Source organism: Candidatus Limimorpha sp., from assembly GCF_056203535.1.
The window spans coordinates 55,297-77,535 of sequence record NZ_JBADWU010000073.1; the positions used below are offsets into that span (position 1 = coordinate 55,297).

Here is a 22,239-nt window from a genome sequence, read left to right on the forward strand (position 1 = left end):
GGTTGCAACCTTGCAACCTCCTTGGTTGTTATAAAAGTGTTATATTTTTGCAAAATTATATTTTTATTGGAAACGATAGGTAAAAATCGATTCATTATGGAACAAAATTACAAAAACGGCTTGAATCAGGAACAGGTGGAAGAGAGCCGGCGCAAGTTTGGCGACAACGTGCTGACCGAACCTGAAAAAGAACCTTTGTGGCGACAGTTTCTGGAAAAATTTCAAGACCCGATAATCCGTATCTTGTTGATTGCTTTATGTTTGTCAGTTGCAGTTTCGCTTTATCAACTGTTTGCGGGAAGCGAAAGCTGGACGGTTTTGCTGGAACCTTTGGGCGTGTTTTTGGCCGTCATGCTGGCTACTTGTGTCGGTTTTGTTTTTGAAGTGAGTGCGAATAAGAAATTCGATTTGCTGAATCTGTCCAACGATGAACGCAAGGTGACCGTCATGCGAAACGGCATGATTAATCAGATTGAGCGCAAAAATGTCGTGGTTGGCGATACGGTCATCATTGAAACGGGCGATGAAATTCCGGCAGATGGCATCTTGATGGAAGCCATTTCGCTGCAAGTGAACGAATCGGATCTGACCGGTGAGCCTGTGGCAAGAAAGACCACAAATCCCGCTGAATTCAAGGAAGATGCCACCTATCCGTCCAATTATGTTTGCCGTGGCTGTACGGTCACCGATGGGCACGGCATTTTTGTTGTCGAAAAGGTGGGCGATGCTACGGAATGGGGTAAGGTTTACCGCGGTGCGCAAATCGAAAACAATGTAAAAACGCCTCTGAATGAACAACTTGACCGATTAGGCGATTTGATTACAAAAGCAAGTTACATCATTGCCGGACTGATTATCATTATGCGTCTAATGATGTATTTCGTTTTTGGCGACCATGCCGGATTCGACTGGATGGATTTTGCACGTTTCACACTGAACACCTTGATGATAGCCGTCACGGTGATTGTGGTTGCCGTGCCTGAAGGCCTGCCGATGAGCGTCACCTTGAGCCTTGCCTTGAGCATGAAACGCATGTTGGAGACTAACAATCTGGTACGTAAAATGCACGCTTGCGAGACTATGGGAGCCGCTACCGTCATTTGTACCGACAAAACCGGCACGCTGACCAAAAACCAGATGCATGTGCGCGATTTCATCATTTACGGACTGAAAAACAACGAGTTGGATGAATCGGATATTTCCCATTTGATTAAGGAAGGTATCGCACTCAACTCTACGGCTTTCCTTGATTTCTCCGATGGCAAAAAGGCAAAGAGTGTGGGAAATCCAACCGAAGCGGCTTTGTTGCTTTGGCTTTTCAAAAACAATGTGGATTACATTGAAATCCGTGATAATGCACAAATTGTCAAACAGTTACCATTCTCAACGAAACACAAATACATGGCTACGGTGGTCAGGACGGATGTGCCGAATAAAAACATTCTTTATGTAAAAGGTGCGCCTGAAATCATGATTCGACATAGCTTGACGATTATATCGGAAGAAGGTATTCAGCCGTTTGAAAAATACCGTCAACAAATTGAAAGTCAGCTTTTAGGCTATCAGAACCAGGCCATGCGCACTTTGGGTTTTGCCTATAGGTATGTTACGGATGCGGAAGTCGATGAGGTGCTGGATGATGAAAAAATGTGTTCATACGAACTGACGTTTTTGGGCATTGCCGCCATTTCCGACCCGATTCGCGACGATGTGGCCGAGGCTATCAGCGACTGCACCGATGCTGGCATTGCCGTCAAGATTGTGACGGGCGACACGCCAGCTACGGCAAAGGAAATCAGCAGACAGATTGGCTTGTGGAAAGAAACCGACACGGAAGAAGTCAACCATATTTCGGGCAAGGAATTCGGTTTCCTGACCGATGAGGAATTGCTGGATAGGGTGGAGAACATAAAAATCATGTCGCGTGCCCGCCCGATGGACAAGGAACGTTTGGTGAGACTCTTACAGCAAAAAGGTCAGGTTGTGGCAGTTACGGGCGATGGCACCAACGATGCACCCGCCTTGAACACGGCTCAAATCGGTCTTTCGATGGGCGACGGAACCTCAGTAGCCAAGGAAGCCAGCGACATCACCATTCTGGACAATTCCTTCAAGAGCATCGCCCGTGCCGTGACTTGGGGCCGATCCTTGTATCTTAACATTCAGCGTTTTATACTCTTCCAGATGACCATCAACGTGGCGGCTTGCCTGATTGTGCTGATAGGCGCATTGCTGGGCACCGAGTCACCTTTGACCGTGACGCAAATGCTGTGGGTCAACCTGATTATGGATACTTTCGCTGCCATGGCTCTGGCTTCGCTGCCGCCTGAAAACGATGTGATGAAGGAAAAACCGCGTTCACGCAACGACTACATCATTTCAAAGCCAATGGCGCGTCGCATTTTTGGCGTGGGCTTCTTCTTCGTGATTGTGCTTTTCGGTTTCATCCAGTATTTCAAGCATTGCGACATCACATCGCTGAGCCAGTTCAGTTTGGGAGGCTATTGCTCCAATTTCTTCAATTTCAGCCATGTCAATGAAGGTCTTTCGCCTTACGAATTGTCGCTGTTTTTCACCATTTTTGTTTTCATGCAGTTTTGGAATATCTTCAATGCCAAAGCTTTTCATTCCAAGGGTTCGGCATTTCATGGCTTTTTCTCCAAATCGATGCCTAAAGGTTTCATTTGCACTTTGCTGATTATTTTGGTTGGACAAATCCTGATTGTCACTTTCGGCGGCGAGATGTTCAACGTGGTTCCGCTGCAAATCGGCGACTGGCTGCGCATTGTGCTTTGGTCATCGGCAATCCTTTGGGCTGGAGAAATTGAAAGATTGGTGAAAGTTGCCTTTGGCCGTTAGCCATTAACTAAAGGCCAAAATCAACATTTTGAAGCGGATAAACTCCAATTGCCAAAAAATTCTTACTTTTGCGGGTTGAAATTAAAAGAATGAAAAAATGAAGAAACATTTGAGATTGATTGCACTCTGCTGTTTTGCAGGACTGCTTTTCACTTCGTGTGATAATGGAAATAAAAAAATCATCGGCACATGGATTCAGCCGAAAGATGAAATGAGCATCATTGACGAACAGGGCTTTACGCTTCTTGAAGATGGTGAAGTGTTAGATATAAACAATGGTTACTACAACTATCAGAGCTGGGAAAAAACGGGCGAGAAGCTTATCCTGAAAGGCGCTTACACGGGCACCAATCCTCACGAATTTTGCGACACAATGAATATCAAGGAAGTCACCGACGAACACCTGATTCTCGAACAGGGCGGCTATGAAGTGACTTACGTAAGAAAATGATTTCTTATAGAAAAACTGAATGTCAGCGTACTGCGGTTACTCTGTGGTGCGCTGTTTTTGTTTATTCCAAAGCCTTTAATTCTTCTCCGATGAGCGTGGCGGCAAAACGCACCAGTTCAACGCAAGGACGTTTCTTGTAATAGTTTTCGGCGCGGGCTTCTGACTGAGGGCTTTCTTGCTTGACATTCAGCTTCAACAGTTCTCGGCAAATGATGCTTCCGTTCTTTTCACGAAAATGTTCTGCAAGTTTTTGGACTAAAGCATAATTGCGCGTTTTGCTTTTCATGTCGGTTGGATTGTCGGCTGGAATGGCCAAGCCTACAATCATAAACATTCCGGTCGCAGTGCCGCACACTTCGCGTAAGCGTCCCATTCCGCCTCCAAAGGGAGCAGCGATGCGAGCAGCTGTCTGCAAATCCATTTCAAATAAATCGGCGTAGGCCAAAAGGACAGATTGGGCACAATTGTATCCGCTTTTAAAATAGGCAACCGCTTGTTTTGCCCTTTCTTCTATGTCAATGTTTTTGTAGTTCATGGCTACAGTAAGAACATCAAAAGGGAATGTCTGTTTTAACTTTTATAGACTTAATATCCGTTCAATATCCTCTTTGCTCAGGCCGGTAATGTCGGCAATATCGTCGAAAGGATAGCCTTTGGCTTTCATTTTGCGTGCGTTGACAATGTTTGTTTCTTTTTTTCCTTCAACTCTTCCTTCAGCTAAACCTTCCATTTTCCCCTTGCTGAAAGAAGTGTCCATGGAGTTCTTCAAGTCGCGGTAAATCTTCACGCTGTCCTCGTATTCCAAAACTTCCTCGGGCGTGAACCTGGCTATTTCGGCTTGCTCGAAGAGTTTTTTGAAAACCTGCTCCTGCAAGGCGGCGGGGCGGTCGAAAAGGCGTGTGAGGTTCTTCAGGACGAAGAACCACTTGTCAAGCATTCCGTCAAGTTCGTCCTCGGTCTTGTCGAACTTCGGCATTTCGAGGTAAATAAAAGTCAGTTTGTCGTAAAAGACATGCTTGTCGTCTTTATCCATGAGCTTCACCTCGTGATGGAAACAATTGGTTGCGTACTCGTCTTCGGGAAACACGAAATTCAGGATTCCGACGGTGTAGACGCTTTTCAGCTCAAAGTTCCAGTCGGCACCACGCTGCCCTTGCTGCTGGATGGGAAAAGATGCGTAGAACACGCTGCGGTCTTTGAAGAAGGCCTGCTCGGTTTTCTGCATTTCCACGATGATTTTCTCGCCCTTTTCGGTTTCACAATACACATCGAATATGGCTCGGCGGCTTCCGAAAGTGCTCAGTTGCTCGTTGGGCAGGAAAGTGATGTCGGTGACGACTTCTTCGCCACGGAACAGTGCGTTCAGGAAGCTGATGAGCAGATCCTTGTTCATCTCGGTTCCGAACAGTTTCTTGAAGCCGAAATCGGTATAGGGGTTGATGTAGCGTTCTCTTTGCTGTTCAATCATGGCGATGTTTTTTACTGGAACGATATTTTGTTTCGATGAAATTTTCAAATGCAAAGTTATACATTTTTCAGGACAATAGGTAGAAAAAAGGAAAAAATCGTATTTTTGCACCCAAATGAAAAACATACGCAATTTCTGTATCATTGCTCACATCGACCACGGCAAATCGACCTTGGCCGACCGCTTGCTTGAGCTTACCCACACGCTGAGCGACAAGGAACTTGTCAATCAGGTGCTTGACGACATGGATTTGGAACGCGAACGCGGCATCACCATCAAGAGCCACGCCATCCAAATGAAATATAACCGCGACGGGCAGGAGTACATCCTTAACTTGATTGACACCCCCGGCCACGTCGATTTTTCATACGAGGTGTCGCGCTCCATTGCAGCTTGCGAAGGCGCACTGCTTGTGGTGGATGCAACGCAAGGCATTCAGGCACAGACTATTTCAAACCTATATCTGGCTTTGGAACACGACCTTGAAATTATTCCCGTGATGAACAAAATCGACATGGACAGTGCCATGATTGATGTCGTGGAAGACCAAATGGTGGATATGTTGGGCTGCAAACCTGAGGAAATCCTGAAGGTGAGTGCCCGCACGGGCGAAGGTGTTCCGGCTGTCTTGGATGCCATCGTCGACCGTATTCCGGCTCCCGTTGGCGACCCCGATGCGCCGCTTCAAGCCTTGATTTTCGACTCGGTTTTCAATTCGTTCCGTGGCATCATCGCCTATTTCCGTGTGATGAACGGCACCATGCGTACCAACGATTTAGTGAAATTCTTCGCCACTGGCAAGGAATACAATGCCGATGAAATCGGTGTGCTGCAACTGAAACAGGTTCCGAGAGACTATCTTTCGGCTGGCGATGTCGGCTACATCATTTCGGGTATCAAGACATCGAAGGAAGTGAAGGTGGGCGATACCATCACGCACGTCGAAAGGCCTTGCGCCGATCCGGTTGCGGGTTTTGAAAATGTGAAGCCGATGCTGTTTGCGGGTATCTATCCCGTCGATGCTGACGATTACGAAGAGTTGCGTGCATCGTTGGAAAAACTGCAATTGAACGATGCTTCCTTGGTTTGGGAACCTGAATCATCAGCGGCTTTGGGTTTTGGTTTCCGTTGCGGTTTCTTGGGTTTGCTGCACATGGAAATCGTGCAGGAACGCCTTGACCGTGAGTTCAATATGGATGTCATCACGACTGTGCCTAACGTCTCGTTCAAGTGCTTTATGACTGATGGTAATATGGTCGAGGTACACAATCCGAGCGGTTTGCCCGAAATCACTAAGATTCATCATACCGAGGAACCTTATATCATTGCGCAGATTATTTCGAAAAATGATTTTGTCGGCCCGATTATGACGCTTTGCATTGAGCGCCGTGGCGTGATGAAGAATCAGGTCTATCTCTCCACCGACCGTGTGGAACTGACTTTCGAAATGCCGTTGAGCGAAATCGTGTTCGACTTTTACGATAAACTGAAATCCATTTCAAAAGGCTATGCATCCTTCGATTACCATATTGCTGGTTATCAGGAAGCCAATCTTGTGAAATTGGACATTATGCTGAATGGCGAATCGGTCGATGCTTTGTCGACGCTCATTCACCGTGACCATGCTTATGATTTTGGTCGCCGCATGTGCGAAAAACTGAAGGAACTGATTCCTCGACACCAGTTCGATATTGCCATTCAGGCGGCCATCGGTGCGAAAATCATTGCCCGCGAAACCGTGCGTCAGGTACGTAAGGATGTGACGGCGAAGTGCTATGGCGGTGACGTTTCGCGTAAACGCAAACTGCTTGAAAAACAAAAGGCTGGCAAGAAACGTATGCGTCAAATCGGCAACGTGGAAGTGCCGCAGTCGGCTTTCCTTGCTGTGCTGAAATTGGACTAAACTAATCGGTCTTTATGCCGTTTTTGAAAATATAACCCCGTCATTGATTAACATGGTATTTATATATACTGATAACGAAAAAAAAGCTACTGGCTTTTGGCTTCTTGCTACTGGCATTTTGGCTCAATAATAAGGAAATAATTCAAAGTTAAATGATTAAGTGAGCCAATAGCCAAAGGCTAAAAGCCAAAAGCGTTTTCTGAAAATGTAATATAATTGCCAAAAAAGATTTATCCATCACTGATTGAAATGAACAACGAACTGCTTTATCAAATTGCCTTGACCTTGCTTCCTGGCGTTGGCGACATTGTCGGGAAGAAATTTGTCGCTTATTGCGGCAGTGCCGAGGCCATTTTCAAGGAAACGAAAAAGTCACTTGAAAAGATTTCCGGAATGCGCGAAGTCACTATTGAAGCTATCACTTCTAAGAAAGATGTGTTGGCACGTGCCGAAAAGGAAATCCGTTTCATCGAAGATAACCATGTACAGCCTTTGTTTTATCTCGATGCCGACTATCCGCACCGTTTGTTGCAGTGCGACGACAGTCCGCTGATGCTATATTATAAAGGTAATGCCAATCTGAACGCAAATCGTGTGGTCGCCATTGTCGGCACGCGCAACATCACCGAATACGGAAAGGAAAACTGCCAGCAACTGATTGAGGACTTGAAGCAGGATGATGTGATGATTGTCAGTGGTTTGGCCTATGGCGTAGACTCTTGCGCACATCGTGCTTCGGTGAAAAACGGCATCCCGACTGTAGGTGTCATGGGTTGCGGCTTGCAGATGGTTTATCCATCAGCGAACAAGCAGATTGCCGAGGAAATGCAGCAAAATGGCGGCATTTTGACAGAATGTATGAGTGGCACCCAACCCGACCGCGAGAATTTTCCGCGACGCAACCGCATCATTGCAGGCATGGCTGATGCCGTGGTCGTCATTGAGTCGGCCTTGAAAGGCGGTTCGCTGATAACGGCGGATTTGGCCAATACCTATAACCGCGATGTTTTTGCCTATCCGGGTCGTGTAATGGACATCTTCTGCCAAGGCTGTAACTATCTGATTCGCACCAACCGAGCCCATCTCATGGAAAGCGTCACCAATCTGCGTTATGTGATGCGTTGGGATGTGCCGCAAAAAGCAGAAGAGCGTCAGACCTCGATTTTCCGTGAGTTCACTGATGAGGAAAAAATGATTATGGATTGTTTCGGCGACAGCAGTATTGTCAGTCTGGACGATATCATCGTGAAGACGGAATTGCCGACAACGAAAATCGCCTCATTATTGTTGAATCTGGAATTCGATGGCGTGCTGATGGCAATGCCGGGGAAAAGGTATCAGAGGGGAATTTAAGATTTGAGGAATTTAATCGGGCGATTTTCTGCAAATAATTTTGTTTGTATCAAAAAAATAGCAGTAATTTTGCGCAAATTCTAAAAAGGAAAGAGATGCCGATAATGATTCCAATTCAAGTTCAAGTACCTCCTACATGCATGATTAATGTTGAGGAACTACAATCTCAAATAACAGAATATGCGCAGTCGCTGGTAGATGATGCTGTCAAAGCCCATCGCAAAGTATATTTAGCAGCGGAGTTGGCTTCGCACACCTGTTCCCCTGAGGAATTACGCGATGACTTGATAACCCGAGTGAAGGCTCATTTCCATTCTGAAGCATGAAAGTCATTATTGAAGCGCAAGTCCAGCAAAGCCTGCGCCAATTTTATGATGCATCTCTAAGATTACACCCTTCGTTAGACGAAACAACGGTAACAAATAAGATTATCCGTTTGTACGAAGCAATAAATAGTCTCCGCTTGTTTCCATATAAACATCCTGTGTCCACTTTTAATCGTACATGGATTTCCATCGGCTATCGGGATTTAGTGGTGGAAGATATTCATATCGCATACGAAATAGCTGAATTTGAGGATGGGGAAGCCTTTGTCCATGTGGTAGATGCTGAACATAGCTTGTTGCATCATGACTAATTATGGTCTCAAATTTCTGGAATACGAGGTTTAAGGATTGAATCCGAGTCACTTATACAAAACCAAAAATATATGTTCGGTAAAGTAATCAAATCAACGGGAAGTTGGTATATCGTTCTGGATGAGAACGGTAGGCAATGGGAATGTCGTTTGCGTGGCAAAATCCGTTTGGACGGATTGCGTTCGACGAATCCTGTTGCGGTGGGCGATAATGTGGTTTTTGAGCAGGAACCTGGCAAGGAAACCGGCGTCATCAAAAGCATACAGGAACGTAACAATGTGATTGTCCGCAAATCGGTCAATCTCAGCAAGGCATCGCATATCATTGCTTCCAATGTCGATTTGGCCATTGTGGTCGCTACCATTGCCGAACCGCGCACATCCACGGGCTTCATCGACCGTTTTTTGGTAACAGCCGAAGCCTATCACATTCCTTGTGCATTGATTTTCAACAAGTGCGACCTTTATTCCGAAGAGCAGATTGAAGACATGTGTGTGCTGATGGAATATTATCAGGAATTAGGTTACACCTCGTTTGGCGTTTCGGCCAAAACGGGTTTCCAAATCGAAGAGTTGCGTGCCTTGATGAAAGATAAAATCTGTCTGTTTTCAGGTCATTCGGGCGTTGGTAAATCGGCTTTGGTGAAGGCCTTGGATCCTTCGCTTGATGTACGAATCGGTGCCATTTCCGATGTGCATCACAAGGGCAAGCACACGACCACTTTTGCCGAAATGCACCATCTCGATTTTGGAGCCTGGATAGTTGATACGCCTGGCATTAAGGAGTTTGTGCTTTACGATTTGGAGAAGGAGACTCTTGCCCAGCGTTTCCCAGAAATGCGAAACCTGATGAGCGAATGCCGCTTCACAAACTGCACGCATACCCACGAACCAGGCTGCGCCGTGAAAGCCGCTGTCGAAAATGGCGACATCGCCGACTGGCGTTATGTCAACTACATCCGCATGATGAATGACGAAGATCACGATTCCATGAAAACGGAAGAAGAATAGTTAATTCACATCAATTCATGAATAATTTGTGGCATTTTACGTTTGACAAGAAAACAATTGCTACGTTGAAATACGTTACAACTTATTTTTAAACGTCACTTATTTGTATAACGAGAAAAAGCCTTGACCAATGGTCAAGGCTTTTTTTTATGCAAAGAAAACAGATTCAAATCAATTTGGAGAAAATAACTGATGACTTCCTCATTTTGTCTTCACCAATTTCACTGTCTGGCTGCCCACTTCCGAACTAACATTGATGAAGTAAACGCCAGCACCCAATTCATTGAGGCAGCTTTCCAACGAGGTATGATTCAAGCCGTTGAAATGACGAGCGAAAACGAAACGACCGGTGTAATCGTAAACACTAAGTTCCGCCTCAGCACCTTCCTTCAATGCCACTCTCACGTTGCCAAAAGAAGGATTCGGGTAAACACTGATGATTTCCGAAACCTCGCTTGGCAATTCATGGACAGGCAAAATATCCAGACCTTTCACAAAATCAGGAATGCCATAACCATATTGATATTCAATAGTATCTGGATTTTCAGCATGGTCAGAACAGTTTCGCACGGCATCACGAATTTCGGCAGCCGTCGCATTCGGGAATGCCTGCCAGAAACAAGTCACCATACCTGCCATGACAGGGCAAGAAAACGAAGTGCCGCTTCCATGATAGTAACCGCCATCGGAACTGGCAACATAAGTATCGTATCCCATAGCCATCACATCCGGCTTGATGCGGCCATCGTAGGTAGGTCCGACGGAACTGAAAAACGCACGGTTGCCATTTTCATCGACTGCACCAATCGTAAGCACGCCATCAGAATCAGCGGGAACGCCCAAAGTACATACACCATCGCCTTCATTGCCAGCCGAATTCAGGCAAACCATGCCACGGGTTGCAGCAATGTTGGCGCCAATGGTCATCGGAGCGGTTTGGCCATCATAATGTTCAAAAGGATGACTCCACTGAGTCATGTCGAAATCAATGTAACCCAAGGAAGTTGAACACACATCTACACCAAGGCTATCGGCGTATTCAGCACCCGAAACCCAGTTGTATTCCTCGATAATGTTTTCCTGATTGCCGTCTTCTGTATGAATCAGATAATAGGAAGCCTTTGGAGCCGTCCCGACAAAAGTCTGCGGTTCGTAACCGCCCATTGTGCTGAGGCAAGCCGTGCCATGCGCACTTTGGGTATAGACCGAAGTGCATCCAAACACAAATTCGCGCGTGCCCAACAGACGGCCTTCATCCCTCATGTTGTCGAAAGCGTGATGCTGATCTGCGCCAACGAAACCGCCGTCCAAAATGGCAATGACCATGCCCTCGCCTTGATATCCGCTATCGTGCAAAGCAATGCCGTTCAACTGGTTGATTTGCGTATAAGCACCGCCATAATAACCTCGCGTCGGATTCTCAACAGGCGAAAACTGCATTTCCTTGGCCAGCCAACGTTCTTTCATGCGCTGGGCTTCAGGATTATTGACACAAGCCCTTGCGGTTTCAACAAATTCAAGAGCCTTGACAGCTTCAAGCACATCAGGATTGGTGATTCTTACCGTCACGCCATTCAGCCATTTCGATGGATTGACAAGTTCAGCGCCACAATCGGCCACAGCCTGCAAATACTGCGGATTGACGGGAATATCGTATTCATCAATTGCAATTCCTTGATTGGCACGGCGTTGCAAAGCCCTTGGGCTTAAATAGGCCTCAGGATTATCAATGGAATAAGGCGAGTTATTCTTGTCGGTGAACTGAATCCAATAGAAATTCGGTGCAATTTGTGCATTGGCCATGAATGCAATTCCTATAAAAAGGAGTAAAAAAGACAGTCTTCTCATTGCTACATTATTTAATTAGGTGCAAAAATACATTATTCTTCAATCCGTAGTAACAATAAATTAAAAGTTGAGCAATTCTAACACATATCAATATCGTTTTTATAAACACGAATCCCCACAAATTAAACATGAATTACCATAAATTAAACTGATACATAGGTGATTATAATTTTCGTTTCATTTACGACAATTTGATCAGCGAAGCGAAAAAACAGCAATTATCGTTACAGGTTGTTTTTTAATTATCACATAATTCAGCATTATTGATTATTTTTGCCGAAAATTTCAGTCATGCGTATCGACATCATCGCCATATTTCCCGAAATGTTTGAAGGTCCCTTCACCGAATCCATCATCAAACGCGCCGTCAACAAAGGCATTGTTGAAATCGGGTTGCACAACCTGCGCGACTACAGCACCGACAAACACCACAAGGTGGACGACTATTCCTTTGCCGCCGGAGCCGGCATGGTGATGATGATTGAGCCTGTCGACAACTGCATCAGCCAATTGAAAGCCAAGCGCAACTACGACGAGGTGATTTACATGAGTCCCGACGGCGAACTGCTGAACCAGCCATTGTGCAACCAGCTTTCAATGAAAGAAAACCTCATCATTCTTTGCGGCCATTACAAAGGCATCGATGAGCGCATACGCGAGCACCTGATTACCAAGGAAATATCCATCGGCAACTACGTTCTTTCGGGAGGCGAATTGGGTGCAGCCGTCTTGGTTGACAGCCTCGTGCGACTGATTCCCGGTGCCTTGAATGACGAGACCTCTGCCCTATCCGACTCATTCCAAGACGGTTTGGTATCGCCGCCCGTCTACACACGGCCACGCGAATACAAAGGCTGGGATGTGCCAGAAATTCTGCTTTCGGGCAACGACTTGAAAATCCAAGAATGGAAATTGGAACAAGCCTTGCAACGCACCAAGGAACGCCGCCCCGAAATGTACGAAATTTTCAAAAAAAGCAATTTATAAGTGTTTGTATTCAAATAATTTGTATATTTGCACCCGTTTTTGGACGAAAAATATACAAAATACATATACAATGAGCAAGAATGCACTAATCCAATTCGTTGAAGATCAGATTACTGTAAAAGATTTTCCGAAGTTTAGACCAGGTGACACCATCACCGTAACTTACAAGATTGTCGAAGGCGACAAGAGCCGTCTTCAGAAGTTCCAAGGCATCGTTTTGAAGCGTAGCGGCTGCGGTAAAACTGCAACTTTCACGGTTCGTAAGATTGCCGCCAACGGTATCGGCGTTGAAAGATGCTTCCCAATCGCTACACCTATGATTGAGAACATCGAGCTGAACAAGGAAGGCGTTGTCCGCAGAGCACGTATCTATTACCTCAGAGGTCTCCGTGGTAAGAAAGCCAGAATCAAGGAAGCACGCCGCTAATTGGTTCTCACAATTCATCAACACAAAAACAAGCCCCGAAAAATCGGGGCTTGTTTTTTTTGAAAAAATAGCCTATTTTTGCCCCCACATATTAAGTAACAATAAAATAATAAGCAAGTGGTCAAAATTAAACTGCAACACAAATAGGTTATCGGTTTTCAATTATCAGTTGTCGGTTATCAGTTATCAGTCAGTAAATTGTACAAATGCCCAAAGCGTCCAAATGTCTAAGTGTCCAAATGTCTAAATGTCCAAATGTCTAAGCGTCCGAATAACCCATAACCCAAAATTCAAAATGTAAACTAAATTTGAACAAGCACTTAAATTGAGATAATTCTAATACATATCAATATCGTTTTTACAAACACAAACTCCCATAAATTAAACTGATATACAGACGACTATAATTTTCGATAATTTGTTCAGCGAAGCGAAAAAACAGTTGTTTTCGTTACTGGTTATTTTTTAATTATCACAAAAGCCATGAGTTATTACACAAAGAAGAAAAAAGGATACAACTGGTACAAAAAACCAGTCATGCTGCTTATTTACCGCCTTGCCGCAGTCCTGCTGCTATTCAGTTTCTGCCGCTGGATGCTTTATTTGCTCAACACATCGTTTTTCCCCAACCTTCACCTCTTTGAATCGCTCCGACTCTACGGATGCGGCTTACGTTTCGACCTGATTGTCCTCGCCTACCTGAACATTCCCGTCATACTGTACTACACGCTTCCTTTTTCATGGATAAGCAATCGTAAACCACAGTTAATCATCGACATATACTATGTTTTTGTCAACAGCGTAGCCGTCACACTCAACCTTGTCGACAGCATCTATTTCCGCTTCATCGGCAAGCGCATGACCTCCGAGCTGTTTCAGTTTTTCGGCGACAAGGACGAAAACATCAGTGGCATCATCGGGCAATTGGCCATCGATTACTGGTATATGGTGCTTTTCAGCATCTTATCCATCATGCTCATCATTGTCATTTCAAAAATCACGAGAATAAGAAAAGACGAAAACACGAGCAAAAAAGGTTGGATTATATGGCAATGTGCCAGTCTACTCATTATGGCTCCGCTGACCGTTATGGGCTGCCGTGGCGGAACACAAAAGAAACCGCTCAAAATGATTGATGCGCTGCAATATACTGAGCCTCATCATGTTCCGATTGTACTTAACACACCTTTCACCATCGCCAAAGGCGGCAAAAGCCAAACGCTTCAGGAGCTTCATCTCGTTGAAAATTCGACTTACGAACCCATCATCGGCATCAACGCACCGACACGATTTATCACGCCTGACAATGAAAACGACTCCATTCCCGACAATGTGGTGCTTATCATTCTTGAAAGTTTCGGTCAGGAGATGATTGGCTACTATAATCCGGATCATGCCAACCACCTCACACCATTCTTGGATTCGCTGCTGCAACAAAGCCTCACATTCGACGGACGCGCCAACGGACGCCGTTCCATCGAGTCGCTGCCAAGCATCCTTTCAGGCTTGCCTTCGCTGATGGAAGTCGACTTCCCCACTTCTTCCTATTTCGGAAACGATTTGCATGGTTTCGGTGACAACCTGAAAGCGCATGGTTACCAGACCTCGATTTTCCACGGCGGAAACAACGGCACCATGAATTTCGACGTTTTCTCACAACATGTTGGTTTTGACCATTATTATGGCAGAACCGAATATGACAACGATGCCGACTACGACAACAAATGGGGCATTTTCGACGGACCTTTCCTTCAATACTTCGCCAACAATTTAGACACGATTTCACAGCCATTTGCTGCCATCGTCTACACGCTTTCGTCGCATCATCCTTTCAATCTGCCAGCTGGTTTTGTCTTACCTTCAGACGTTTACAACTGGAGCAGCTTTGAAAAGACCGTCTATTACACCGACAGCGCCCTTCGCGATTTCTTCAAGACCGCAGCCACGAAAGAATGGTATGACAACACCCTGTTCGTCATCACCGCCGATCATGCCAACACCGAACATTACGACGACGCCTTCAATAGCGTTTGGGGCATGTATGCCGTCCCGATTGCATTTTACTATCCAGGCAAAATTGCGCCAAACCGCACCGACGAAATGGCCCAGCAAACCGACATTGGCGCAAGCATCTTATCGGCACTTACCGTGACCGACACCATTTTCAGCTTTGGCCGCAACCTTTTCGACACCTTGCAACAACCCGCATGGATTACTTTCATCAACCAGACCTATCAATTCAGCGATGGGCATTATCTGATTCAATCGGACGGGCAACAGGCAGTTGGCGTTTTCAATCTTGACCAAGACAAGAACGTGGAGAACAACATCATCGGCCACATCCAATGTCCCGACCTTCATCTAAAACTGCAAGAACAATTGCAATCGTACAACAACCGAATGATAAACAACAAACTGACTTATGAGCAAGCAACGGATTCGATTCATAATCAACCCAATATCGGGGAAAGTGAGAAAGAAGAACCTTCCAGATAAAATCGCTGAGAACATCGACAAAGACCGATTCGACTACGAAATAAAGTATTCGGAATATGCAGGCCATGCCAAAGTTTTAGCCAAGGAAGCTGTTGACGAACAATTCGACATTGTTGTTGCCGCCGGTGGCGATGGCAGCATCAATGAAATCGGTGTGCCATTGATTGGAACCGATGTCGCCTTGGGCATCATTCCATGCGGTTCGGGCAATGGATTTTCGCATCACGTTGATTTACCATTAAATGCAGTGAAAGCCATCAAGGTTCTCAATGAAGGCCAAAGGCACAAGGTTGACACCGTGACGGTAAACGGCATTCCTTTCATCAGCATTGCGGGAACCGGATTCGACGCAAAGATTGCCGAAGATTACGCCAACGACCCTCGACGTGGTTTCGACACTTATTTTAAATATATCATCAGGAATTACATCACCTACCGCGAGCAGAACTACACCATCATCATGCCAGAGCAGACCATCCAGACAAAAGCCATGTTCATTTCGTTTGCCAACTCCAACGAGCAAGGCTACAACATCCCGATTTCGCCTCACGCCAGTCTGCAAGACGGCAAAGTCGACCTTTGCGTCGTGCGCAAGCCCAATCCATTGGAACTTCCCATCATGGGCGGCTTCATGATTGACAAAAAGATGGACAAAGCACCGAAAGTCGACATTTACCAGACTTCAGAAGCCAAAATCATCAGGGAAAAGGCCGAAGTCATCAATATTGACGGCGAATCCATCATGACGGAAAAAGACCTTGAAATAATCGTTAAACCATTTAGCCTCAACATTATAGCATGAAACATAAAGCCAACAAGGACGGCATAGTCTACTCCACCAATCCCGATTTCGTCTTCGATGAGGAAGAAGAAACCATCACCTTGGAACCTGCCAAGCAAAACCTGCGCGTCATGCTCGACAAAAAACAACGCGCCGGCAAAAAAGTTACTTTAGTGACTGGTTTTCAAGGCTCTGATTTCGATTTGGCAGCGTTGGGCAAGGAACTGAAAACAGCCTGCGGCGTGGGCGGCAGCGTGAAAGACGGCGAAATCATCATTCAGGGCGATTTCAGGGAAAGGATAATCAACATTTTGATTCAGAAAGGATTTACAAAAACAAAAATCAGTGGATAACCATGATTGAAAAATACATCGAAATACTAAAGTCAATCGGTACACATTTCCATTTTAGTGCTGACGCATCACTTGCCATCGCCGAAGGATTAGCTTTTGTTTCTTTGCTCGCTCTAAGCGTTTTACTTACGTTTGGTGCCCGATTATTCATCAAGAAAACAGTCTACAAAATCATTAAGAAATCCAGTTCAAAATACGATGACCTGCTGATAGACAGCAAGATTCTGCTCCGTTTCTGCCTGCTCATTCCCGCCATTCTGATCAAGCATTTCGGCATCGACTGCCTTCCTGATTTTCACTTGACATTAAACGGTTTTCTTTATCTGTTCCGCATCTACGAAGTCATCATCTACACCCTTGTCCTCGATGCCTTGGTGAATACAGGAGCCGATTTCTACAACACTTTCAACGGCTCAAAAGCCAAGGCGAAACCCATCAAAAGCCTTGTCCAGGTCCTGAAAATCATTCTTTACATCATTTGCGTACTGCTCGTGATTGCCATCCTTTTGGGCAAGGACATCAAGACGATTGTCATCGGATTAGGCACTTTGTCGGCTGTCCTGATGCTGGTTTTCCAAAGTCCGATATTGGGCTTTGTCGGAACCATACAGATGATGTCAAACGACATGCTTCGCATCGGCGATTGGATTGTCATGGGCAATGCCGACGGCAATGTCCTTGAAATCAACCTCACGACGGTGAAAGTCCAAAACTGGGACAACACCATCACCACAATCCCGACCAGCACCATGGTCACCAACCAGTTCACCAACTGGCGCGGCATGTCGGAAAGCGACGGACGACAAATCAAACGCAGCATCAACATCGACATCAACACCATCAAGTTCTGCACGCCCGAGATGATTGAGAAATACAAAAAATACTCACTCATAGCCCCTTACCTCGAAGCACGCGAAAAAGAAATCCTCGAATACAACGAAGCCAACCGCATCGACACAAGCCAAATCATCAACGGAAGACAGCAAACCAACCTCGGCATTTTCAGGGCTTACCTGCGCGAATACATCAACCACAATCCAAACATCAACCACGATATGACCATGATTGTGAGACAATTGCAACCCACAGAATATGGCGTTCCAATTCAGATTTACGTTTTCAGCAACAAAAAGGCTTGGGTCGATTACGAAAACATACAAAGCGACCTTTTCGACCATATCATGGCCGCCGTTCCGATGTTCGACCTGAAAATCTACCAAAGGTCATCGTCAAACACAAACAAAGCATGAATCCAGGAAAAGAATTTACAAAACGCTACATCAAGCTGATGTTCGGTCAGCTGCGTGATGCCGATGAAGAACAAGTCCGGGACGAAATCGAGCACTGCCGCCGCCAGAACGCTCATCCCGTGCGCGTTCCGCGAAATTTCAGGGATTACTTCTCCGAAGGTATCTATCACGGCGATGGTTACGACATGCAGTATTTCTGCACGAAGCCCTATTCCGATTCGCGGAAGCTGGTGCTTTATTACCATGGCGGTGCCTGCATCTACCAGCCCGTTTTCTTCCACTGGCGTTTCATTCACGACTTGTCGCTGCGTCTACATTGCCGCGTCGTGATGTCCATTTACCCGAAATCGCCCGATTATCATTGCCAGTTTTCCAACACGCAATTATTGCATTTTTACCGCGATTGCATTCAGAACCACGATGTTGACCAAATCATTCTCATGGGTGATTCGGTCGGCGGGGCCTTTGCCTTGCTTCATGCAGAACTTTTCAAGGAAAACGGCTTCCGAAAAGCCGACAACATCGTCCTGCTCTCCCCCAGCCTCGACCTGACCTATTTGCGCGAAGCGGAGATGAAAGCCTACGAACCGATCGACCCGATGCTGAAACTCGACCGCGTGAAGATTCTGACCGACCTCTGGCGCGACGACCTGCCCGCCGACAATTACTGGGTCAGCCCGATATTCGGCGACCTGAACGGATTAGGGCGCATCTCTATTTTTGTCGGGACGCACGAAATCCTTTATCTCGATTCCGTTGCGCTAAAGGAAAAATTGGCCTCCTTGGGCGCACCATACGATTACTTCGAATACGAAGGCATGTTCCACACCTTCCCGCTCTTCCCGATTCCCGAAGGGTTCGATGCCTTGAAGAAAATCGTTGGAATTGTATTGTAGAGACATAAATCTGACATGAATCTTTCATAAATGGGTTTTCCTGCTGCGCTTGCGCTTGCGGGAAAAAGTTCGGGGCGGCAGTTGCCGCCCCGAAAAACGAAGCATTCATTCTTTCAGCCTCTCCTTTTCGTATTTCAGTTGAAGTTTTTCAGGAACTCCCAATTCTTTTTTCTTCGCAAGATATTGCTCAAAAGACATTGGGCCATAGACATCGGATGTGTTTTGATTTATTATCCAAAAATCGTGAATGGGGCTTTCTAATAACATATTCCATACGTCATTATAATTATTAGGTTCTTTTGGCCTGCCCCAATAAAATGATGTGCTGTCGAATGGTAAGGGGACGTGTTGACAATGGCCAAAAATACTATCTAACGGTTTTCTGTCTGCCAAAACAAATACAGAGTCATGGATCCAGTCATCAACATGTCCGGAAATTATAGTGCCATCTTCTGTAACAAAAAAAGGTTCCTTGCTGTCTGTTTCCTCATGAAAACTGTAAAATTTACCACGCCTTGACGGCCAATATCCCGTTCCATCAGGATAAGGCTTCGCAAACATGGTATCGCCGTTTAACAATATAATTTCATCAAACCCTTCGGCGCCTTGTTCACAAACTAGCACATCTGTTGATCTATCCCAAATACATGAGGTAAGAAAACATACAAAAAAAAGAATTAAATATATCAGACGTTTCATTTTTCTCATGGCTTTATGTAAACAGATTTGGTGAAGCGTATTTCAAAAGGGCCTCCGAAATATACGGATGGTTGGGCGTAACAAGGCATGCCTCCCATCCAATGTGTAGGAATAGGATTATTGTCAATGACAGGACCGTGAAGGAACCCAGAAATTGCAGTTCCAACATTTCTCATGGTCGTCCCTTGATTCCATTCCATATTGAAATCATACCTATCTGCCTTTATCTCATATTGATTGTCCCCTACGGGAGTCAACGTGATTTTACCAAGAGACAATGCTGACTGATCCGTCTTGCTATGGTCGAAAAGATTAACCCAATATGTTCCATCTGGATTGTCGTTAAGATCACTATATGAAATATAATCCAAATCCAACGTGGACGAATCCACCCAAAAATCTTCTCCTCCTCCAAATTGGTAATGCCACCATGATTTTGCAAGCAAATTTTTCCCAGTATGTATTTTTGCATCTTTTGGAGGATTTTCTGGTATTGTATTTTCCGCCACCAGATGCATCGCATGGTTCAGTCCGGAGGAGATAAGCCCGTTGCACAGGCCGTCCAAGAAGTCGCCGTCGGCCATGCTGGAGGCGACACCGCCCGAAAGGCCGCCTGCGGCTATAGTGGTGGTTATGCGCCAAGGCTCTGCCAACGGCAACCATGAAATGCTTAAAACGTAAGTTATGTTCGGCTTGTTGCTCATGCTTCTGCTCTTTTCCAGTGCGCTAAAATAGAAAGATTTTCTTTTCTTTGGACATAAATCTGACAAGAATCTTTCATAAATGGGTTTTCCTGCTGCGCTGCGCTTACATGAAAAGTTTTCGGGGCGGCGAATGCCGCCCCGAAATATAGCAAACTACAAATATCTGTAATGCAATACAGCTTGTTTATCGTCCAGATCAAGAACGAAATAACTAAATGAATAAGGATTTCCCTCATCTTCTACATAAAGATAATAGCCCTTGTGTTCACCTGACACAAATCTGTTTTCCAAACGAAACCCTTTAGGAATAGTATCTGGAATAGGAAATGGCAAAGCACCTTTTTCTATTAGCTCATCAACAACATTTTGAGAAATTCTTGTAAAAGAATAAACAATGCGACATTCACCATCACCAGTGGGATCCCATTCGTCATCAAATGAATCAACCGTATATTCAGATGAAGACAAATCTATTCCAAATTGGATTTTCAACAAATTTTCAGGTGTCCGTCTAACACAAGAAGAGCAAACTATAATAAGCAGAATATACACTATTTTTTTCATTTCACAAATAAATGTTTGTTATAATAGATGTTAAAACCATTTCCATTAGTTATTACGTTATATGTTCTAGTGATTATCTCTGCACTAGCACTTCTGCTACCCCAAGGCTTGGAATCGAAATCATATTTATCCATAAATCCCGAAAAATGAAGTTTTCCAGCATCATCAATTCTATATTTAATTGTAGCTTTGCCAAAAGAATACCTCAAATCATCATTTGTATCATAAAGATTAATTTCCGTTGCGTAATATCCATCTTCTCCCAATTCAGCATTTTTATAATCAATCTTACCATGGCTGACGATATCCCTAAATTGATCTTCTGTCAAAAACACATCTTTTCCTTCACCTTCCAAATAATGGTGCTTCAACTGCCAAAAATACTTTTTGCCTTCTAAGCGGACATAATCCCGTTGTTCGGCCTGAGTCTTTTTACTTCCCGGCGGGTCATCAGGCGACAAACCTTCCGCCACCAGATGCATAGCATGGTTCAGCCCTGAGCTAATGAGACCGTTGCACACGCCGTCCCAGAAGCTGCCGCCGGCCATGGTGGAGGTAACGCCTCCCGAGAGGCTGCCTGCGGCTATGGTGGCTGGTACTGCCCAATCTTCGGAAATTATCTTCGCCTTACACATGCCAACGGTCACCGAACTTATGGCGGAGCTTACCGCGCCGGAGGCGGCAAGGCCGCTACAAGCAATGTGGTATGTGTAGTTTTCCGGCATGGGTCGTATGTGTTGCGTTTCAAGCCGCTAAAGTAGCGAAAAGTTTGGAATGGATAAGTTGGAAAAGTTTTATCGGGGCGGCGGCTGCCGCCCCGAAAACAGAAAACTCATTCTATCCTCTGCTTCTTGTGGACGATCTTGTTCTCGCCAAGCCCCGTTAGGCTCCAAAGGAACTTCTGAAGCTCGTCCAAGGCAGGGTCTTCGCCTTCGCCTCGGAAGATGACGTGGTATTGGCCGTCAACGTTGGCTTCGAGGATGTTTAAATATTGTCCTTCAAAACAATCCTCTTCATCAACAATCGAAGGTTTATCAACAAGACCAATCCTATCAATCATTTCAGCAAATTTCTGATACACTTCCTTGTCTATTGGAATAATGTCACAATAGATTGGGTATTCTTCGCAATAATCCCATAGACGATAACTAAAATACATTATGGCACCCCCAATTTCATCAGGCTCAATGCGAATGCTATACGGTTCGTATTCATGGTGAACAGCATTATTGATAAACCACGTGAAACGATAAACATCTTGGGTGTAATTATCAAAAAGCACTGGCTCTTTTAATTCGTACAAATTAAGACTACTATTTTGTAACACTTAAAAGTTCAATATAGGGTAGAGATGTTTCAGTTTGATTCGGGCATCGACAGTCTTAAACTGCCAATTGACGCTCTTTTGAGCGGCGTTCCTCTCGGTATTCCAAGAAGCAATCTCTTCATTCAACTTTTCAATGCTGTCTATGCGCCTTTTCGACAGGCACTGGTTTCCCAGGGCTGAAAGTTCAATTTCAGCGATGTCCAGCCAGCTCCCATGTTTGGGAGT

General features: G+C 45.2%; 21 protein-coding genes and 1 pseudogene. 13 read left to right on the forward strand and 9 right to left on the reverse strand.

The window, feature by feature from the left end; translation table 11 throughout:
- Nucleotides 1-96 precede the first annotated feature (96 nt).
- Together AC06MN_RS08740 and AC06MN_RS08745 are read left to right on the forward strand one after the other, a co-directional pair.
- Entirely contained in the window at nt 97-2,859 is a 2,763-nt protein-coding gene (locus AC06MN_RS08740) for a calcium-translocating P-type ATPase, PMCA-type (RefSeq protein ID WP_475671985.1), read from the forward strand.
- A 97-nt stretch (nt 2,860-2,956) separates the two neighbouring features.
- Nucleotides 2,957-3,310, forward strand: a complete 354-nt coding sequence (locus AC06MN_RS08745) for a lipocalin family protein (protein WP_475671986.1) — start codon at nt 2,957-2,959, stop codon at nt 3,308-3,310.
- A gap of 61 nt (nt 3,311-3,371) precedes the next feature.
- On the opposite strand, the gene AC06MN_RS08750 is transcribed toward AC06MN_RS08745, so the two are convergent.
- Nucleotides 3,372-3,845 (reverse strand): C-GCAxxG-C-C family protein, encoded by a 474-nt coding sequence (locus tag AC06MN_RS08750; RefSeq protein ID WP_475671987.1) that lies wholly within the window; start codon nt 3,843-3,845, stop codon nt 3,372-3,374.
- A gap of 42 nt (nt 3,846-3,887) precedes the next feature.
- A complete protein-coding gene (locus tag AC06MN_RS08755) occupies nt 3,888-4,778 on the reverse strand; it encodes an Rpn family recombination-promoting nuclease/putative transposase (protein WP_475671988.1) in 891 nt (296 codons plus the stop codon).
- Nucleotides 4,779-4,893: 115 nt separating this feature from the next.
- Here AC06MN_RS08755 and lepA point away from each other — a divergent pair, with 115 nt between their 5' ends.
- The 4 genes from lepA (at nt 4,894) to rsgA (ending at nt 9,682) form a co-directional block, all read left to right on the forward strand.
- Entirely contained in the window at nt 4,894-6,681 is a 1,788-nt protein-coding gene (gene lepA / locus AC06MN_RS08760; protein WP_475671989.1) for a translation elongation factor 4, read from the forward strand.
- Between the two features lie 216 nt (nt 6,682-6,897).
- Complete coding sequence (gene dprA / locus AC06MN_RS08765) at nt 6,898-8,034, forward strand: DNA-processing protein DprA (RefSeq protein WP_475671990.1); 1,137 nt, start codon at nt 6,898-6,900, stop codon at nt 8,032-8,034.
- A 322-nt stretch (nt 8,035-8,356) separates the two neighbouring features.
- Nucleotides 8,357-8,671: a hypothetical protein gene (locus tag AC06MN_RS08770; protein ID WP_475671991.1), complete on the forward strand. Its 315-nt coding sequence runs from the start codon at nt 8,357-8,359 to the stop codon at nt 8,669-8,671.
- 72 nt (nt 8,672-8,743) lie between these two features.
- Nucleotides 8,744-9,682: a ribosome small subunit-dependent GTPase A gene (gene rsgA, locus AC06MN_RS08775; RefSeq protein ID WP_475671992.1), complete on the forward strand. Its 939-nt coding sequence runs from the start codon at nt 8,744-8,746 to the stop codon at nt 9,680-9,682.
- A gap of 201 nt (nt 9,683-9,883) precedes the next feature.
- Here rsgA and AC06MN_RS08780 read toward each other — a convergent pair whose 3' ends face one another.
- On the reverse strand, nt 9,884-11,530 hold the full coding sequence (locus tag AC06MN_RS08780) for a S8 family serine peptidase (protein WP_475671993.1): 1,647 nt from the start codon (nt 11,528-11,530) through the stop codon (nt 9,884-9,886).
- A gap of 291 nt (nt 11,531-11,821) precedes the next feature.
- Between AC06MN_RS08780 and trmD the strand changes: the two genes are divergently transcribed.
- The 7 genes from trmD to AC06MN_RS08815 all read left to right on the forward strand — a co-directional run bounded on the left by trmD (nt 11,822) and on the right by AC06MN_RS08815 (nt 18,720).
- Nucleotides 11,822-12,517 (forward strand): tRNA (guanosine(37)-N1)-methyltransferase TrmD, encoded by a 696-nt coding sequence (gene trmD, locus AC06MN_RS08785; RefSeq protein WP_475671994.1) that lies wholly within the window; start codon nt 11,822-11,824, stop codon nt 12,515-12,517.
- 70 nt (nt 12,518-12,587) lie between these two features.
- Nucleotides 12,588-12,944 carry a 50S ribosomal protein L19 gene (gene rplS, locus AC06MN_RS08790; RefSeq protein ID WP_475671995.1) on the forward strand — a complete coding sequence of 119 codons (357 nt, stop codon included), beginning with the start codon at nt 12,588-12,590 and terminating at the stop codon, nt 12,942-12,944.
- Between the two features lie 483 nt (nt 12,945-13,427).
- On the forward strand, nt 13,428-15,440 hold the full coding sequence (locus AC06MN_RS08795) for an LTA synthase family protein (protein ID WP_475671996.1): 2,013 nt from the start codon (nt 13,428-13,430) through the stop codon (nt 15,438-15,440).
- Nucleotides 15,415-16,242, forward strand: a complete 828-nt coding sequence (locus AC06MN_RS08800; RefSeq protein WP_475671997.1) for a diacylglycerol/lipid kinase family protein — start codon at nt 15,415-15,417, stop codon at nt 16,240-16,242. The genes AC06MN_RS08795 and AC06MN_RS08800 overlap by 26 nt, the downstream gene beginning before the upstream one ends.
- On the forward strand, nt 16,239-16,574 hold the full coding sequence (locus AC06MN_RS08805) for a translation initiation factor (protein ID WP_475671998.1): 336 nt from the start codon (nt 16,239-16,241) through the stop codon (nt 16,572-16,574). The genes AC06MN_RS08800 and AC06MN_RS08805 overlap by 4 nt, the downstream gene beginning before the upstream one ends.
- Nucleotides 16,575-16,576: 2 nt before the next feature.
- Nucleotides 16,577-17,824: a mechanosensitive ion channel family protein gene (locus tag AC06MN_RS08810; RefSeq protein ID WP_475671999.1), complete on the forward strand. Its 1,248-nt coding sequence runs from the start codon at nt 16,577-16,579 to the stop codon at nt 17,822-17,824.
- Entirely contained in the window at nt 17,821-18,720 is a 900-nt protein-coding gene (locus AC06MN_RS08815; RefSeq protein WP_475672000.1) for an alpha/beta hydrolase fold domain-containing protein, read from the forward strand. The genes AC06MN_RS08810 and AC06MN_RS08815 overlap by 4 nt, the downstream gene beginning before the upstream one ends.
- Nucleotides 18,721-18,825: 105 nt before the next feature.
- On the opposite strand, the gene AC06MN_RS08820 is transcribed toward AC06MN_RS08815, so the two are convergent.
- The 6 genes and pseudogenes from AC06MN_RS08820 to AC06MN_RS08845 form a co-directional block, all read right to left on the reverse strand.
- On the reverse strand, nt 18,826-19,419 hold the full coding sequence (locus AC06MN_RS08820; protein ID WP_475672001.1) for a hypothetical protein: 594 nt from the start codon (nt 19,417-19,419) through the stop codon (nt 18,826-18,828).
- 5 nt (nt 19,420-19,424) lie between these two features.
- Complete coding sequence (locus AC06MN_RS08825; protein WP_475672002.1) at nt 19,425-20,123, reverse strand: hypothetical protein; 699 nt, start codon at nt 20,121-20,123, stop codon at nt 19,425-19,427.
- 153 nt (nt 20,124-20,276) lie between these two features.
- Nucleotides 20,277-20,687 carry a hypothetical protein gene (locus AC06MN_RS08830; RefSeq protein ID WP_475672003.1) on the reverse strand — a complete coding sequence of 137 codons (411 nt, stop codon included), beginning with the start codon at nt 20,685-20,687 and terminating at the stop codon, nt 20,277-20,279.
- Nucleotides 20,684-21,412, reverse strand: a complete 729-nt coding sequence (locus AC06MN_RS08835) for a hypothetical protein (protein ID WP_475672004.1) — start codon at nt 21,410-21,412, stop codon at nt 20,684-20,686. The genes AC06MN_RS08830 and AC06MN_RS08835 overlap by 4 nt, the downstream gene beginning before the upstream one ends.
- A 107-nt stretch (nt 21,413-21,519) precedes the next feature.
- Nucleotides 21,520-21,990 (reverse strand): hypothetical protein, encoded by a 471-nt coding sequence (locus AC06MN_RS08840; protein ID WP_475672005.1) that lies wholly within the window; start codon nt 21,988-21,990, stop codon nt 21,520-21,522.
- A 24-nt stretch (nt 21,991-22,014) separates the two neighbouring features.
- A pseudogene (locus tag AC06MN_RS08845) lies at nt 22,015-22,239 on the reverse strand (hypothetical protein); the annotation flags it as partial.

What these genes read in the sequence shown, in the direction of transcription:
- AC06MN_RS08815 (WP_475672000.1), top strand. Translation starts at nt 17,821, where the DNA reads ATGAATCCAGGAAAAGAATTTACAAAACGCTACATCAAGCTGATGTTC.
- rplS (WP_475671995.1), top strand. Translation starts at nt 12,588, where the DNA reads ATGAGCAAGAATGCACTAATCCAATTCGTTGAAGATCAGATTACTGTA.
- AC06MN_RS08795 (WP_475671996.1), top strand. Translation starts at nt 13,428, where the DNA reads ATGAGTTATTACACAAAGAAGAAAAAAGGATACAACTGGTACAAAAAA.
- AC06MN_RS08750 (WP_475671987.1), bottom strand. Translation starts at nt 3,845, where the DNA reads ATGAACTACAAAAACATTGACATAGAAGAAAGGGCAAAACAAGCGGTT.
- rsgA (WP_475671992.1), top strand. Translation starts at nt 8,744, where the DNA reads ATGTTCGGTAAAGTAATCAAATCAACGGGAAGTTGGTATATCGTTCTG.
- lepA (WP_475671989.1), top strand. Translation starts at nt 4,894, where the DNA reads ATGAAAAACATACGCAATTTCTGTATCATTGCTCACATCGACCACGGC.
- trmD (WP_475671994.1), top strand. Translation starts at nt 11,822, where the DNA reads ATGCGTATCGACATCATCGCCATATTTCCCGAAATGTTTGAAGGTCCC.
- AC06MN_RS08770 (WP_475671991.1), top strand. Translation starts at nt 8,357, where the DNA reads ATGAAAGTCATTATTGAAGCGCAAGTCCAGCAAAGCCTGCGCCAATTT.
- AC06MN_RS08745 (WP_475671986.1), top strand. Translation starts at nt 2,957, where the DNA reads ATGAAGAAACATTTGAGATTGATTGCACTCTGCTGTTTTGCAGGACTG.
- AC06MN_RS08820 (WP_475672001.1), bottom strand. Translation starts at nt 19,419, where the DNA reads ATGAAACGTCTGATATATTTAATTCTTTTTTTTGTATGTTTTCTTACC.
- AC06MN_RS08755 (WP_475671988.1), bottom strand. Translation starts at nt 4,778, where the DNA reads ATGATTGAACAGCAAAGAGAACGCTACATCAACCCCTATACCGATTTC.
- AC06MN_RS08740 (WP_475671985.1), top strand. Translation starts at nt 97, where the DNA reads ATGGAACAAAATTACAAAAACGGCTTGAATCAGGAACAGGTGGAAGAG.
- AC06MN_RS08810 (WP_475671999.1), top strand. Translation starts at nt 16,577, where the DNA reads ATGATTGAAAAATACATCGAAATACTAAAGTCAATCGGTACACATTTC.
- AC06MN_RS08830 (WP_475672003.1), bottom strand. Translation starts at nt 20,687, where the DNA reads ATGAAAAAAATAGTGTATATTCTGCTTATTATAGTTTGCTCTTCTTGT.
- AC06MN_RS08805 (WP_475671998.1), top strand. Translation starts at nt 16,239, where the DNA reads ATGAAACATAAAGCCAACAAGGACGGCATAGTCTACTCCACCAATCCC.
- AC06MN_RS08835 (WP_475672004.1), bottom strand. Translation starts at nt 21,412, where the DNA reads ATGCCGGAAAACTACACATACCACATTGCTTGTAGCGGCCTTGCCGCC.
- AC06MN_RS08780 (WP_475671993.1), bottom strand. Translation starts at nt 11,530, where the DNA reads ATGAGAAGACTGTCTTTTTTACTCCTTTTTATAGGAATTGCATTCATG.
- AC06MN_RS08825 (WP_475672002.1), bottom strand. Translation starts at nt 20,123, where the DNA reads ATGAGCAACAAGCCGAACATAACTTACGTTTTAAGCATTTCATGGTTG.